Origin of the sequence: Burkholderia oklahomensis C6786 (genome assembly GCF_000959365.1) — a bacterium.
Classification (GTDB): Bacteria; Pseudomonadota; Gammaproteobacteria; order Burkholderiales; family Burkholderiaceae; genus Burkholderia; species Burkholderia oklahomensis.
The window spans coordinates 2510508-2525297 of sequence record NZ_CP009556.1 but is presented as its reverse complement, the minus strand read 5'-3'; the positions used below and the strand labels follow the sequence as shown (position 1 = coordinate 2525297).

The 14790-nt window shown below is 69.4% G+C and carries 8 protein-coding genes; 2 read left to right on the top strand and 6 right to left on the bottom strand.

Features of this window, described 5'->3' with window-relative positions:
• Positions 1-7: 7 nt before the first annotated feature.
• Entirely contained in the window at positions 8-1258 is a 1251-nt protein-coding gene (locus BG90_RS28870) for an efflux RND transporter periplasmic adaptor subunit (protein ID WP_010122284.1), read from the bottom strand.
• 15 nt (positions 1259-1273) lie between these two features.
• A complete protein-coding gene (locus tag BG90_RS28865) occupies positions 1274-4480 on the bottom strand; it encodes an efflux RND transporter permease subunit (RefSeq protein WP_010122286.1) in 3207 nt (1068 codons plus the stop codon).
• A 73-nt stretch (positions 4481-4553) separates the two neighbouring features.
• Between BG90_RS28865 and BG90_RS35905 the strand changes: the two genes are divergently transcribed.
• A complete protein-coding gene (locus BG90_RS35905; RefSeq protein ID WP_124072327.1) occupies positions 4554-4832 on the top strand; it encodes a hypothetical protein in 279 nt (92 codons plus the stop codon).
• A gap of 218 nt (positions 4833-5050) precedes the next feature.
• Here the strand turns inward: BG90_RS35905 and BG90_RS34240 are convergent, their stop codons facing one another.
• Positions 5051-5860, bottom strand: coding sequence for a Crp/Fnr family transcriptional regulator (locus BG90_RS34240; RefSeq protein ID WP_025990542.1), 810 nt, complete (start codon positions 5858-5860; stop codon positions 5051-5053).
• A gap of 391 nt (positions 5861-6251) precedes the next feature.
• Between BG90_RS34240 and BG90_RS28855 the strand changes: the two genes are divergently transcribed.
• Positions 6252-7913: an acyl-CoA synthetase gene (locus BG90_RS28855; protein ID WP_010112117.1), complete on the top strand. Its 1662-nt coding sequence runs from the start codon at positions 6252-6254 to the stop codon at positions 7911-7913.
• 295 nt (positions 7914-8208) lie between these two features.
• On the opposite strand, the gene BG90_RS28850 is transcribed toward BG90_RS28855, so the two are convergent.
• The 3 genes from BG90_RS28850 to BG90_RS28835 all read right to left on the bottom strand — a co-directional run bounded on the left by BG90_RS28850 (position 8209) and on the right by BG90_RS28835 (position 14787).
• Positions 8209-10182 carry an APC family permease gene (locus tag BG90_RS28850; protein ID WP_010118267.1) on the bottom strand — a complete coding sequence of 658 codons (1974 nt, stop codon included), beginning with the start codon at positions 10180-10182 and terminating at the stop codon, positions 8209-8211.
• Between the two features lie 161 nt (positions 10183-10343).
• Positions 10344-12389 carry a methyl-accepting chemotaxis protein gene (locus tag BG90_RS28845; protein ID WP_045568498.1) on the bottom strand — a complete coding sequence of 682 codons (2046 nt, stop codon included), beginning with the start codon at positions 12387-12389 and terminating at the stop codon, positions 10344-10346.
• A 667-nt stretch (positions 12390-13056) separates the two neighbouring features.
• The gene (locus BG90_RS28835) at positions 13057-14787 is read right to left on the bottom strand and encodes an efflux transporter outer membrane subunit (protein ID WP_045568497.1); all 1731 of its coding nucleotides are present in this window, start codon (positions 14785-14787) and stop codon (positions 13057-13059) included.
• Between the last annotated feature and the right edge of the window lie 3 nt (positions 14788-14790).

Below are 14790 nucleotides of genomic sequence, written 5' to 3'. Positions count from 1 at the left end.
CGCGCGCTCACGTCCGCGCCCCCGCCGCCTGCGCGGGCTTCGGCGCGGCCGGCCCGCGCTTCGGCGGTTGCGCGACGATCACCGCGTCGCCGTTCGCGAGCGAATCGCTCGGATTCAGCACGATCCGGTCGGCCGGCGCGATCCCGCTGTCGATCTCGAGCGTCTGCCCGAGCGTGCGCGCGATCGTCACGCGATGCAGCCGGATCTGCCCGTTCGCCTCGACGACCGCGACGCTCGGCCCTTCCGCGCGAAACAGCAGCGTGTTCGCCGGAATCGTCAGGCTGCCGGCGGGCGCCATCGGCAGCGTCGCCTTCACGTATGCGCCCGGCATCAGCCGGCCGTCGGCGTTCGGCAGCGTGATTTCGATCTGCAGCGTGCGCGTCGCGACGTCGATCGCCTGCGCGGTGTGCGTGATCGTCCCGTCGAACGCCTGCCCGGGCAGCTCGGGCTGCGCGACGCTCACGTGCTGGCCGGGCTGAACCTGCTGCGCATATGCCTGCGGCACTTGCACGTAGAGCCGCAGCCGGTCCGCCTGGACGACCGTGAAGAGCGCGCGGCCCGTGCCGCTGTTGCCCGCGTTGACGAGATCGCCGACGTCGATGTTGCGCTGCGTGACGATCCCGTCGATCGGCGCGACGATCTTCTGGAACGATTTCAGCTCGGACAGCCGCCGCATGTTCGCGTCGGCGGCGGCGAGGTTCGCGACGCCCTGGTTGTACGCGCCCTGGCGGTCGTCGAGCTCCTGCTGCGACACCGCATCGCGCTCGCGCAACTGCCGCGCGCGATCGAGCGACGTCTTCGCGAGCGCGAGCGTCGATTCGACCTGCTGCCGCTGCGCGACCGCCTGCGCGAGCGCCTGATCGAGTTCGGGCGTGTCGAGCTCGGCGAGCAGCTGGCCCTGCTTCACGTGCGCGCCGATGTCCGCGCGCCAGCGCAGCACGTAGCCGCTCGCGCGCGCGTAGATCGGCGCCTCGACGTAGCCGCGCAGCGTGCCCGGCAGCGTCAGGCGGCTCCCGTCCGTCGCCGGGCTCGCCTGCACGATGCTCACGTACCGGCGCGCGTTTTGCGCGGTCAGCGCATCGAGCCGGTTCGCGTTGCTCCAGTCGGCGACGAGCGTGCGGATCCCGCCCGCCGCGAGCAGCAGCCCGACGACGGCGAGCGCCCATTGCGCGCGCTTCCACACCTGCGCGCGCGCGGGCAGGTCGAGGCCCGATTCGTCTACGTGTATGCCGACGGAGCTGTGATGTTTCTCTTCCATGGATTCAACCGGTCATCAATTCGAGTCAACGGAACGGGACGCGTCGTCGGCGGCGGCGCGGCGCGCACGGTGCTTCGCGAGCCGCTGGTGGACGCCCGCGAACACGAGCGGCACGAACAGCAGCGTCGAGACCGTCGCGAACAAGAGGCCGCCGATCACCGCGCGGCCGAGCGGCGCGTTCTGCTCGGCGCCAACGCCTAAGCCGAGCGCCATCGGGATCATGCCGATGATCATCGCGAGCGCGGTCATCAGCACCGGGCGGATTCGCGTCGCGCCCGCCTCGAGCGCGGCCGTGAGCGGCGGCGCGCCGGCTTCGAGCCGCTGGCGCGCGAACGCGACGACCAGAATGCTGTTCGCGGTCGCGACGCCGACCGTCATGATCGCGCCCGTCAGCGCCGGCACGGAGAGGTGCGTGCCGGTGATGAACAGCATCCACGCGATCCCCGCGAGCGCGGCGGGCATCGCGCTCACGATGATGAGCGGATCGAGCCACGACTGGAAGTTCACGACGATCAGCAGATAGACGAGCACGATCGCCATCGCGACGCCCGCGCCGAGCCCGAGGTACGACGTGCGCATCGTTTCGACCTGGCCGCGCATCGTGATCGTCGTGCCGCGCGGCAGCTTGGCGCGCGCGTCGTCGATCACGCGGCCGATGTCGGTCGCGACCGAGCCGAGGTCGCGGCCCTCGACGCTGACGAGCAGATCGATCACGGGCCGGATGTTGTAGTGCGTGACGACCGCGGGCGACACGCCCGGCGCGATGTCGACGAGATTGCCGAGCAACTGGTACGGCGCGCCCGCGCGGCCGTTCGCCGACACGGGCGTCGACAGCAGGTCGCCGACCGAGCCGACCTGGTATTGCGGCGTCTGGATCGTCAGCGGATATTGGACGCCCGTCTTCGGATTCACCCAGAACGACGGCGTCGTCTGCGACGTGCCGGCGAGCGAGATCAGCAGGTTCTGCGCGACGTTCTGCGCGGAGAGGTCGAGCTGCTGCATCCGCGTGCGGTCCATGTCGGCCGTGAGGAGCGGCTCGTCGTTGCGCTGCAGGACGTGCGCGTCGACGGCGCCCGGAATCGTGCGCACGCGCTTCATCAGCCGGCTCGCGATCGCCATGTTCGTTGAGGGATCGGCGCCTTGCACCTGCACGTCGATCGCGGCCGGCTGGCCGAAGTTCAGGATCTGCGTGACGATGTCCGACGGCTGAAAGAAGAACTCGACGCCGGGAAAGCGCGCGGGCAGCAGGCCGCGCAATTGGTCGACGTAGCGCTGCGCGCTCGCGTGGCCGGGCTTGAGCGCGATCAGGATCTCGCCGTCGAGCGTGCCGATCGTGCCGGCGTTACTGTACGACAGGTTGATGCCGCTCACCGGCAGGCCGAGGTTGTCGACGATCGCGCCGAGCTCGGCCGCCGGCACCACTTCGCGGATCGTCTGCTCGACCTGGTCGGCGAGGCGCGCGGTCTCCTCGATCCGGTAGCCGGTCGGCGCGCGCATGTGCAGGCGGATGTTGCCCGCATCGACGGCCGGGAAGAAGTCGCGGCCGAGCGCGAACACGAGGCCCGTCGACAGCACGCAGAAGCCGACGAACAGCGATGCATAAAAGCGCCGGCGCACGAGCAGCACGCTCAGGAGCACGATGTAGCCGGCGCGCAGCCGCTCGAACGCGTGCTCGAACGCATGATGAAAGCGCGCGAAGCGCGACGGCTTCGCGGCGGACGCGGCCGCGTCGGCGTCGGGCCGGTGCTTGCTGAACAGCAGCATCGCGAGCGTCGGCACGAGCGTGCGCGACAGCACGTACGACGCGAGCATCGCGAACACGACCGCTTCGGCGAGCGGCACGAACAGGTAGCGCGCGACGCCCGTCAGGAAGAACATCGGCACGAACACGATGCAGATGCACAGCGTCGACACGAGCGCGGGCACCGCGATCTCGCCCGCGCCTTCGAGGATCGCCTCGCGCAGGCCCGTGCCGAGATGCAGATGGCGCTCGATGTTCTCGATCGTGACCGTCGCGTCGTCGACGAGGATTCCGACCGCGAGCGCGAGGCCGCCCAACGTCATGATGTTGATCGTCTCGCCGAGCGCGGACAGCGCGAGCAGCGACGTGAAGATCGACAGCGGGATCGAGATCGCGATGATCAGCGTGCTGCGCCAGTTGCCGAGGAACAGCAGGATCATCATCGCGGTCAGCACGGCGGCAATCAGCGCCTCGTGGATCACGCCCTGGATCGCGGCGTCGACGAACACCGATTGATCGAAGAGCGGCGTGATCTTCAGATCCTCGGGCAGCGTGTTCTCGATCGACGGCAGCAGCGCCTTCAGCGTGTCGACGACGGCGAGCGTCGAGGCGTCACCGCTCTTCAGCACCGACACGAGCACGCCGCGCTCGCCGTCCTTGCGCACGACGTTCGTCTGCGGCGTGAAGCCGTCGCGCACGTGCGCGACGTCGGACAGGTAGAGCGTCGCGCCGCCCGTCGTCTGCACGGGCAGCCGGTTCAGCTCGGCGACCGTGTCGGGCGATGCGTTGGTGCCGACCCGGTATTCGGTCTGGCCGATTTTCGCGGTGCCGGTGGGCAGCACGAGGTTCTGCGCGTTGACCGCGTTGACGACGTCGGCGGGCGTCAGGCCCTTCGCCATCAGCGCCTGCGTGTCGAGGTCGACCGAGATCACGCGCGTGCGGCCGCCGTACGGATAGGGCACCTGCGCGCCGGGGATCGTGATCAGCTGCGGGCGCAGGAAGTTCATCGCGACGTCGGCGAGCTGCTGCTCGCTCATCGACTGGCTGGACAGGCCGAGCTGGATCACCGGAATGCTCGACGCCGAGTAGCTGATGATGAGGGGCGGCGTCGCGCCCTGCGGCATCTGCCGGACGATCGCCTGCGCGGCCGACACGGTCTGCGCGATCGCGGTCTGCGTGCTCGCGCCCGGCTGCAGGAAGATCTTGATGATCGCGATGCCGGGCAGCGTCTGCGATTCGATGTGCTGGATGTTGCCGACGGTCGTCGTCAGCGTGCGCTCATGGACCGACGTGATCCGGTCGGTCATCTCCTGCGCGGACAGGCCGTTGTAATTCCAGATCACGCTGATGACCGGGATGTCGATCGACGGCAGCACGTCGGTCGGCGTTCGCATCAGCGCGAGGGGCGTGGCCAGCAGGATCATGATGGCCATCACGATGAACGTGTACGGGCGCTTGAGCGCGAGATTGACGATCCACATGGAAGGCGGGGCGGCGACGGGCGGGCGTTGCATCGGTGGGCGGGATCGCATGATAGAAGACCGCCCCGGACGCATGGCTGACGCGAAGATGGCGGAATTGCCAGGGAAGGGATCGTCGGAGGAATCGGGCGGGGCGGACGCGATGCCGACGCTTCGCCGCGGCGGCCGGGCGATTCGTATGCGGGTATTCGGGTATTCGGGTATTCGGCTGACGATTGGCGCGGACGCATCCGCACGGCGGCGGTTCGAGTCGTGTGCCGGCGGCAGGCGTTCGCTATCGGCTCAACGGCTTGCGCGGCGGTTTCTTCGCGCGTTGCGCTTGATGATCGACGACCGGGCGCCGATCGCGTGATGCGGATTGCAGCGCCCGCGTGAAGCGCGGATCGCGGCCGGCGCGCTGCCGCATATCGGTTGCGGGCGTCGGTTGCAGATGCCGATTGCGGGCTCGGTTGCAAGCCGAGAGCCGCGCGCTCCGAAATCAGTGCGTGGCGAGCCGGGCGGTCGAGGGCGTCTCGGAGAGCCGTCGATGCTTGCCTGACGCGCGCGACCGGGCGTCGCGGCCGGCGGCCGTCAGATCTGCTCCATCCCGAACGCCGCGAGCCTCGGCAGATCGACCACCGTGATCTGGTTGTACGCGATGCGCAGCACGCCGAGCCGTTCGAGATGCTGGAGCGCCTGATTGATCCGCTGCCGCGACACGCCGACCAGCATCCCGAGCTCCTCCTGCGAGATCGCGAGCGTCGCGCCGGTGTCCGGATACAGATCCGGATTGAAGAGCTGCGCGAGCGACTGCGCGACGCGCGCGTTCACGTCGAGCAGCCGGCTGTTCTGGATCGATGCGATGAACTCGCCCATCCGGTTGTTCAACTGGCGGATCACGAAGCCGGTGAACGGCAGGCTGCTGTCGAGGAGCGCGTGGAACGTCGCCGTCGGCACGAACAGCACGAGCGAGCGCTGGATCGCGATCACGTCGTACTTGCGCAGCTCGCGCTTGATCACGCTGCCTTCGCCGAACCAGCCGCCCGACGGCACGCCGGAGAACGTGCAGCCGCGCCCGGACGCGTTGTAGATCGCGAGCTTCACGAGCCCGCGATGCACGCCGATCCAGTATTCGGACGGCGCTTGCCGGCGCGCGACCCAGTCGCCCGCGTCGCGATACTCGGCATGCGATTGCGCGACGACGAGCGCCCGATGCTCGGGCGCGAGCGCGTTGAACCAGCCGCAGTGGGAGAAGAGCGCGTGGAGATTGGCGGTGTCGATCGGCTCGGTCGGCTCGATCGGCTCGGTCGGCAGCTCGATCGGCGGCTCGGCGGCGGTGTCGGCGAACGTCGGCGGCGGCGATGGCGTTTGCGTTTGTGTCTGCGTCGCCGTCTGCGTCAGCGTCAGCGTCAGCGGCTGGCGTTGCGTTTGCGCGGCCGCAGACGCGTTCGACGCCGCGCGCCCGGCATGCGCCTCCGGCGCGACCGCGGCGCGCACGCGCATCGGCTCGCCCGACGGCCTGGCGGCGCGTGTTGCCGGCTGCGCGGCGGCTTGCGCATCGGGCGGCGCGTCGAACCGCGGATCGGTCCGCGCGTCGCGTGTCGGCGTGCGGCGCGGGGCCTGGATGTCGTCTGGCATCACACAGGGTTTGGGAGGATAGGGAATACGCGCGGTCGTCGCGGGCGAGTCTGTCGTTTGGGCGACAGACGGCTCACAATGGCCGCGAGTAGGCTTGTGCAATTGGACCACAAACCAACGATATCGAGGCGTACGCCTTGCAGGAGACGACATCATGACGCAGAGGTTCGAGGAGGGGCTGGGCAGGCGCGATGCGAATTACGTGCCGCTCACGCCGATCGATTTCATCGCGCGCGCGGCCGAGGTGTACGGCGAGCGCCTCGCCGTCGTGCACGGCGACGTGCGCCGCACGTGGAGCGAGACCTATGCGCGCGCGCGGCGGCTCGCGAGCGCGCTCGAACGCGCGGGCGTCGGGCGCGGCGACACGGTGGCCGCGCTGCTGCCGAACATCCCGCAGATGATCGAGGCGCACTTCGGCGTGCCGATGGCGGGCGCCGTCCTCAACGCGCTGAACACGCGGCTCGACATCCCGTCGATGCTCTTCATGCTGCGTCACGGCGAGGCGAAGGTGCTGATCGTCGACACCGAATTCGCGGAGTTCGCGCACCGCGCGGCGCTCGAGGTGCCGGGGCTCACGATCGTCGGCGTCGCCGACGCGATGCCCGCCGACCCGGCGCGTTTTCACGGCGCGACCGACTACGAGGCATTCCTCGAAGGCGGCGATCCGGGGTACGCGTGGGCGCTGCCGTCCGACGAATGGGATGCGATCGCGCTGAACTACACGTCGGGGACGACGGGCGATCCGAAGGGCGTCGTCTACCACCATCGCGGCGCGTATCTGGCCGCGATCAGCAACATCCTCGAATGGGACATGCCTAAGCACGCGGTCTACCTGTGGACGCTGCCGATGTTCCACTGCAACGGCTGGTGCTTTCCGTGGGCGGTCGCGGCGCGCGCGGGCGTGAACGTGTGCCTGCGCAAGTTCGACGCGAAGCTCGTGCTCGACCTGATCCGCCGCGAGCGCGTCACGCATTACAGCGGCGCGCCGATCGTGCAGAGCGCGATCGCGAACGCGCCGGCCGAATGGCGCGCGGGGATCGCGCACGAAGTGCATGCGTTCGTCGCGGGCGCGGCGCCCGCGCCCGCGGTGATCGCGAAAATGAAGGAGATCGGCTTCGACCTCACGCACGTGTACGGGCTCACCGAAGTATACGGGCCCGCGACCGTCTGCGCGAAGCAGCCGCACTGGGATGCGCTGCCCGACGACGAAGTCGCGCAGCTGAACGCGCGGCAGGGCGTGCGCTACCACCTGCAGGCGGGCGCGACGGTGCTCGATCCCGACACGATGACGCCGGTGCCGGCCGACGGCGAGACGATCGGCGAGATCATGTTCCGCGGCAACATCTGCATGAAGGGCTACCTGAAGAACCCGCATGCGACCGACGAGGCGTTCGCGGGCGGCTGGTTCCACACGGGCGACCTGGGCGTGCTGACGCCCGACGGCTACATCCGCATCAAGGACCGCCGCAAGGACATCATCATCTCGGGCGGCGAGAACATCTCGAGCATCGAGGTCGAGGACGCGCTGTACCGGCATCCGGCCGTCGCGGTCGCGGCCGTCGTCGCGCTGCCGGATCCGAAGTGGGGCGAGGTGCCGTGCGCGTTCGTCGAGCTGCGCGACGGAATGACGGCGACCGAGGAGGAGATCATCGCGCACTGCCGGCTGCTGCTCGCCGCATACAAGATTCCGAAGGCGGTGCGGTTCGGCGAGCTGCCGAAGACGTCGACCGGGAAGATCCAGAAATTCCAGTTGCGTGCGCAGGTCGGATCGAGTTCGGCGATCGATCTGGCGGGGGCGGCGGGGAAGAAGCGCTGAGCGGCGCGGGCGGCTGGAAAGCCTCGGCCGTCCGGCGTCTTGCGACACGGCAGCGCGGCGCGCGGCGCGCGGCGGTGATCGCGTGCGCCACGCGTACGTGCTGCCGTCGGATACGCGAATTCGACGGATGCGCGCCGCGCCGGCCGCCCCGGCGGTTCCATCGGGCATTCGGCCGGCGCGGCTGCGCTTGGCGGCTTCATCCGCGCTCGTCGTGCGTGGGCTGCCCCGATCGATGCGCGGTCGGCCGTTCAGCGATCCTCCCTTCCGGTCGCTGCCGATCGATCGCGGCGCGCCGCTACCCGACGTTCATCGGCAGCAACACCATCTGCCGCCCCTGCTGGTGCAGCCGCGCCTGCAGTTCGACGGGCGTCTGGTTGTGCAGCCATGCGGTCAGGAAGTTCACGCGCCTGAAGATCAGCTTGCTCGCGAAGCAGACGCTGTTCGGAAACTCGTCCATCGTTTCCTCGGCGAGCCGCATGAATTCCACGATCGGATGCGTGCCGAACGCGATCCGGTAGTCGGCCGCGATGCCGTGGCGGCGGCAGTGCGCGACGTAGTAGTCGAGCGACGACGTGATCGTGCGCCGCAGCCGCTCGAGATGCTCTTCGCCGTCGTAGCTCTTCGCGTCGACTTCGCCGACCGCGAGAAAAATCACGTTGCGGAAATGCCCGGGGAAGAGCCGGTTCACCCACAAGAGCGCATGCATGCTCGCGCCGCGATGCTTGCCGACGAGCAGCACCGCGGTCGGCTGCGCCGGATCGGGCTTGCCGGGCGCGGCGGCGTCGTCGACGGCGGGCGGCGCGTCGCCGAACAGCGCATCCTCCTTCGCGAGCTGCGCGCGGGTGTCCGAGTAGTGCCGCCTGATCAGCAGGCACGCGGCGATCACCGCGCTCGTCACGAGCACCGTCAGCCAGCCCCCCGCCGTGAATTTCTCGACGAGCGTGATCACGAGCACGACGCTCGTCACCGACAGCCCGAGCGCCGACAGCGCGAAATGCTTGAGCCAGCCGGCGTCTTCGCGGCGGCGCCGCCACCAGTACGTGCAGAGGCCGAGCAGCGACATGCTGAACGTCAGGAACACGTTGATGCTGTACAGCACGACGAGGATGTCGACGTTGCCGTGCGTCCACCAGAGGATCAGCAAGCTCGCGACGCCCATCACGACGATCCCGTTCTGCCGGACGAGCCGCGTCGACAGATCGCGGAAGTGGCGCGGCACCCACGAATCGGACGCCATGTTCGACAGCACGGCCGGGCCGTCGAGAAAACCGGTCTGCGCGCCGACGAGCAGCAGTCCCGCCTCGAACGCGAGCACGGCCGCGAGGAGCGCATGCCGAGCGAACGACGAGCCGAGCCCGAGATGGTCGATCACGTTGCCGAACACGACCGCGTTGAGCGTCTGCCCTTCGACGGGCTTCGCGTGCCACAGCATGTAGAGCAGGATGATGCCGCCCGCGGTGAACGCGAGCGACGTCGCCATGTAGAACATCGTCACCTTGCCGCTCGGCACGCGCGGCTCGGCGAGCATGTTGACGTTGTTCGACACCGCTTCGAGGCCCGTGTACGTGCCGCCGCCGAGCGAGAACGCGCGCATCAGCAGCGCGATCATCACGATCGGGCCGAGCGTGTGCGACATCCCGTGCGCTTCGCCGAGCGCGTCGGGCACGACGGCGGCGAGGTGGTCGCCGTGCACCGCGACGCCGTAGACGATGAGGCAGAAGTGCAGCGCGACGAAGCCGACGAAGATCGGCAGCAGCACCATGATCGATTCCTTCATCCCGCGGAAGTTGAGGCCCGTCATCAGCACGATCAGCGTGAGCTCGGTCGTGAGCTTGAACGCTTGCGCGCCGACGGGCAGCAGGCTGAAGAACGCATCGACGCCGCTCGCGAGCGACGTCGCGACGGTCAGCACATAGTCGACGAGGAGCGCCGCGCCCGACACGAGCCCGGGCTTCGGACCGAGCAGCGCGGTCGCGACGCGGTAGCCTCCGCCGCCCGTCGGAAACAGCTCGATGACCTGGTTGTAGCCGAGCGCGATGATGAACACGGTGGCGGCCGTCGCAAGCGCGAGGAAGAGGGCGAGCGGCGTGTGCTGGCCGAGCGCGAGGAAGGCTTCCTCCGGGCCGTAACACGACGACGACAGCCCGTCGGCGCCGAGCCCGACCCACGCGAGGATCGGCGTGACGGCGATCGCATGCCGCGTGCGCGGGTCGAGCGGATCGAGCGGCTTGCCGAACAGGAACTGCCACAACTTGTCGAGCGCAGTCATCGATTCCCTCCGGTGCGATCGCATCTGGCCATGCATCCATGCCGCGAGCACAAGGTAAGGGAGCCGCACGCCGTCTGTCAGTCGGCGTTATCCATGAGACGGAAGGAAGTGCTTTCGGACGCCTGACGATGCGGCCGATAGCTTACGAACGGCGTACGCGCTCAGTGCGTGTCGGCGTACGCGGGCGCTCCGCGCGCCCGCTGCGCGCCTTCATCCGCCGCGAGCTTGAACACGCTGACCGCGTGCGCGAGCTGCGCGGCCTCGTCGCGCAGCGCGGCGGCCGCGCGCTCGGCATCGGCGATCAGCGTCGCGTTCTGCTGCGTCGCCGCGCCGATCTGCGTGACCGCGAGATTCACCTGCTCGATCCCGCTCGACTGCTCGCGCGACGCCGCGCTGATCTCGGCGATGATCGCGCGCACCTGATCGACGCGCGCGACGATGTCCTGCATCGCCGTGCGCGCGTCTTCGGCGATCCGGAAGCCGTGCTCGACCGTCGACGCCGATTCGTCGACGAGCGCGTCGATCTCCTTCGCCGCCGCGGCGCTGCGCTGCGCGAGCGCGCGCACCTCGGACGCGACGACCGCGAAGCCCTTGCCGTGCTCGCCCGCGCGTGCCGCCTCGACGGCCGCGTTCAGCGCGAGGATGTTGGTCTGGAATGCGATCCCCTCGATCACGCCGGTGATTTCCGCGATCTTGCGCGCGACGCCCTGGATGTCGCCCATCGTCGCGACGACGCGCTGCACGGCCGCGCCGCCCGTCGTCGCGGCGGACGACGCGCCCGTCGCGAGCGCGCTCGCCTGCGCCGCGTGGTCGGCGTTCTGCTGAACGGCCGCCGTGATCTGCTCCATGCTCGCGGCCGTCTGCTCGACGCTGCTCGCCTGCGTCGCGATCCGCGCGGCCATGTCGCTGCTGCCGGCCGCGATCGTCACGGTGCCGTGCGCGATGTCGGCCGCGCCGCGCCGCACCTGCGCGACGATCCGCGCGAGGCCGTCGCCGATGCCGTCGACCGCGCGCACGAGCCGGCCGATCTCGTCGCCGCGGCCGCTCGCGTGCGGCCCGTCTGCGCCGTCGTGCGCGCCGCGCGCGGCGATCCGCGCGCTCAGGTCGCCCGCCGCGAAGCGCTCGGACGCGTGCGCGGCCGCGTCGAGCGGCTTGCTGACGACGCGCTTGACGACCGCGACGAACAGCGCCGCGAACGCGAGCACGAACGCGCAGCCGATCGCGGCGAATCGGTTGCGGGTCGCGCGCATGTCGGCCATCACTTCGTCGTCGATCGCGATGCCGCCGACGAGCCACTGCCACTGCGGAACCGTGACGAACGACACGAACTTCGCGCGCGGCCCGCCGTCGCCCGCGGCGCTATCGGTCGACGTGTAAGACAACTGGCCTTCCTTCGCGGCAAGCATCTGCGCATACGGCGCGGCCGCGTCGTCGGCGCGCTGGCCGGCGCGCTCCGGATGGACGATCAGATTGCCGCGGGTCGGGCCGCTCGACGCGTCGAGCACGAAGTAATAGCCGCGCTCGCCGATCTTCAACTGGCGGATGCCGTTCTCGACGAGCCGCATCTCCGCGCCGACGTCGATCCCGACGAAGAGCGCGCCGACGATCGCGCCGCTCGCGTCCGTGACCGGCTTGTATTGGGTGATGTAACGTTTGCCGAACAGCGTCGCGAGACCGGTGTAAGTCCGGCCGGCCATCAGCGGCGCGTACGCGGGGCCCTTGCGGTCGAGCAGCGTGCCGATCGCGCGGCTGCCGTCCTGCTTTTTCAGCGACGTCGTCACGCGGACGAAATCGTCGCCGTTGCGCGCGAAGATCGTCGCGATCGCGCCGCTCTTCTGCAGGAACTGGTCGGGAATCGAGAAATCGAGGTTCAGCGTCTGGCCGCCGGCGGTGAGCGCGGGCGTCGCGACGCCCGCGATGTCGATCGTCCGTGCGGGATCGAGCGCGTAGCCGGGCGGCAGGAAGCTGGCGAAGAGCGTCATCGCGCGGCTCGCCTCGGCGGTCAGCGCCTCGTCGAAGAGCGCGATCATCGCGGCGATCGAGCGGTCTTTCTCGTCGATCCGCGCGTGGACCTGGTCGGCGACCTGGCCGCCGGCGGCGTGGGTCAGCGCCCAGACGAACGCGGCGAAGAGAAGGGCGAAGAGTGCGCTGGACAACGCGGCGAGGCGTGCGCCGACGCTCGCGCGCCGGAAGAGGGGCACGTTCATGATGACTCCGGAGTGCGGGGACGAGGACGTTGGCGGAACGCACGCGTCACCGCTCTCTGATGGCGTGGTTGTCGGCAGGCGCGGCGGATTCTTTAGGGGTTTGTAAGGATCGGAGGGCGGCGAAGCGGCTGAAAGGCGCGGCGCCGGCGGTCCGGCGGGTTCGCCGCGCGTTCGTCGCGTGCGCGATGCATGTTCGTTTTCCGACGGCGCAAGCCTTTGCCGGCTGTCGTGTTGGTGGTCGGACGGCATGCGCGTCGGCGTCGAGCTTCGGCTCGAAGCAGACGCTCGCGGATGAGCGGGCGACGGCGTCCGCCACCCGGATGCGAGCGACTCGGCGCCGGCCGGCGCCGCGCGTCGCTCTTCGGGCGTCGTACGTCTTCACGACGCCGCCGAACCGCGGATCGCCGCGCCGCTCGGCCGGTGCGTTTTCGGCAGGCGCTTGAGCGGCGTGAGCGGCGGGCGCAACGGATCGCGCGCCGTTTGCCTCGGCGGCGGCTCTCGCGCGAGGCAGGCGGCGGCGGGCTATCGAGCGCGCGTGCAAATCCGTAGCCCGCCTCGGCTGCGGGCGACGGCTTTGCAATTCGGCGAGGGCGAGGCGCGCGACGCGCGATATTGGATCGTGTTGTTGCGGCGTGCGGCGCGCCGTCACGTCGCCTGACGTCCGACGTTACTGCTGTATTGGCGGTTGCGTTTGCATCTGAGGTTGCGGTTGCGGCTGAGGTTGCGTTTGCGGATGCGTTTGCGGTTGCATTTGCGGTTGCGTTTGCATTTGCGGCTGCGTTTGCATCTGAGATTGCGTTTGCATTTGAGGTTGCGTCTGCATTTGCGGCTGCGACTGCATTTGCGATTGCGTCTGCACCAGCAATCGCGACGATTGCATTTGCGGTTGCGTTTGAGGTTGGGAACGCGCCTGCGTCCGCTGTTGCGGCTGCAACTGCGCCGTCGCCGGGCCCGTCGATTCGAGCCAGCCTCCGCCCAGCGCCTTGTAAAGCGTCACGCGGCTCGTCAGGCCCGCGAGCTTGTAGGTCACGAGCGACTGCTGCGCGGTAAAGAGCTGGCGCTGCGCGTCGAACACGCCGAAGTAATCGTCGACGCCGTTGCGGAACCGCATTTCGGCGAGGCGCTTGGTCTCGCTCAAATCGCGGATCATCGTCTCCTGCGCTTTCGCTTCCCGCTCGTAGGTGCCGCGCGCGGCCATGCTGTCGGAGACCTCGCGGAACGCGCCCTGGATCGTGCGTTCGTAATTGGCGACGTTGATGTCGCGGCGCACCGTCGCCAGATCGAGGTTCGCCCGGTTGCTGCCCGCGTTGAAGATCGGCAGGGTCAACTGCGGGGCGAACAGCCACGCCACGCCGCCGGAGAACAGCCCGGCCAGGCTCGCGCTCGCCACGCCCAGCGCGCCCGTGAGCGTGATTCTCGGGAAGAACGCCGCGCGCGCCGCGCCGATGTTCGCATTCGCGGCGATGAGCCGATGCTCGGCGGCCATGATGTCGGGGCGGCGCTCGAGCAGCGTCGACGGCAGGCCGGCCGGAAACTCCGCCAGCAGCGTCTGGCTGTCGAGCGGCGCCGCGCTCGACACTCCGCTCGGCAACGGTCCGCCGGTCAGCAGGATCAGCGCGTTCTCGTCCTGCGCGACCTGCCGCGTGAATTGCTCGACGGCGACCTGCGCGGTCTGCACCTGAGTGTCGGCGCGGTGTTCGTCGAGCTGCGCCATCGCGCCCGCCTGCTTGCCGCGATGGATCATCTCGGCCGCGTCCTGCTGGCTCTTGAGCGTGTCCTGCGCGAGCTTGAGCAGCGCGCGGTCGGCCAGCAAGGTCAGGTAGGTGTTCGCCACTTCGGCCACCAGGCTGATGTGGACGCTTCGCCGCGCTTCCTCCGTCGCCAGGTATTGCTCCTGCGCGGCATGGCTCAGGCTGCGCACGCGGCCGAACACGTCGAGCTCGAAATTCGTGAGGCCGACGCTCGCCGCATACGTGTTGATCAGCGCAGACTGGCCCGGCGCGCGCAGGGCGGGGCTCAAGCGCTCACTGGTGAGCCCGGCGTTGGCGTCGATCGCGGGAAACTGGGCGGCGCGCCGGATCCGATACAGCGCGCGCGCTTCGTCGATGTTGAGCGTCGCGATGCGCAGGTCGCGGTTATTGGCGAGCGCCCGCGCGATCAATTGCTGCAATTGGGCGTCGACGAAGAAATTCCGCCAGCCGAGATCGGGCGCGGCCGGGCCGCTTTGCGGCGTCGCCGGGCCGCCCGGCGCGGAATAGGCGGGGCCGCTCGGATACGCGGACGGGATGGGCGCATCGGGGCGCTTGTAGGTGGGCTCCATCGAGCAGGCGGCTATCCCGAGCGCGAGCGCGATGGGCAGCACGCGCAACGGAGGCGAGGGAAACGGTGGGCTTCGCATGGT

Coding starts and splice junctions, on each gene's coding strand:
- BG90_RS28870 (WP_010122284.1), bottom strand. CDS start 1,258: ATGGAAGAGAAACATCACAGCTCCGTCGGCATACACGTAGACGAATCG.
- BG90_RS28865 (WP_010122286.1), bottom strand. CDS start 4,480: ATGTGGATCGTCAATCTCGCGCTCAAGCGCCCGTACACGTTCATCGTG.
- BG90_RS35905 (WP_124072327.1), top strand. CDS start 4,554: ATGGCTGACGCGAAGATGGCGGAATTGCCAGGGAAGGGATCGTCGGAG.
- BG90_RS28855 (WP_010112117.1), top strand. CDS start 6,252: ATGACGCAGAGGTTCGAGGAGGGGCTGGGCAGGCGCGATGCGAATTAC.
- BG90_RS28850 (WP_010118267.1), bottom strand. CDS start 10,182: ATGACTGCGCTCGACAAGTTGTGGCAGTTCCTGTTCGGCAAGCCGCTC.
- BG90_RS28845 (WP_045568498.1), bottom strand. CDS start 12,389: ATGAACGTGCCCCTCTTCCGGCGCGCGAGCGTCGGCGCACGCCTCGCC.
- BG90_RS28835 (WP_045568497.1), bottom strand. CDS start 14,787: ATGCGAAGCCCACCGTTTCCCTCGCCTCCGTTGCGCGTGCTGCCCATC.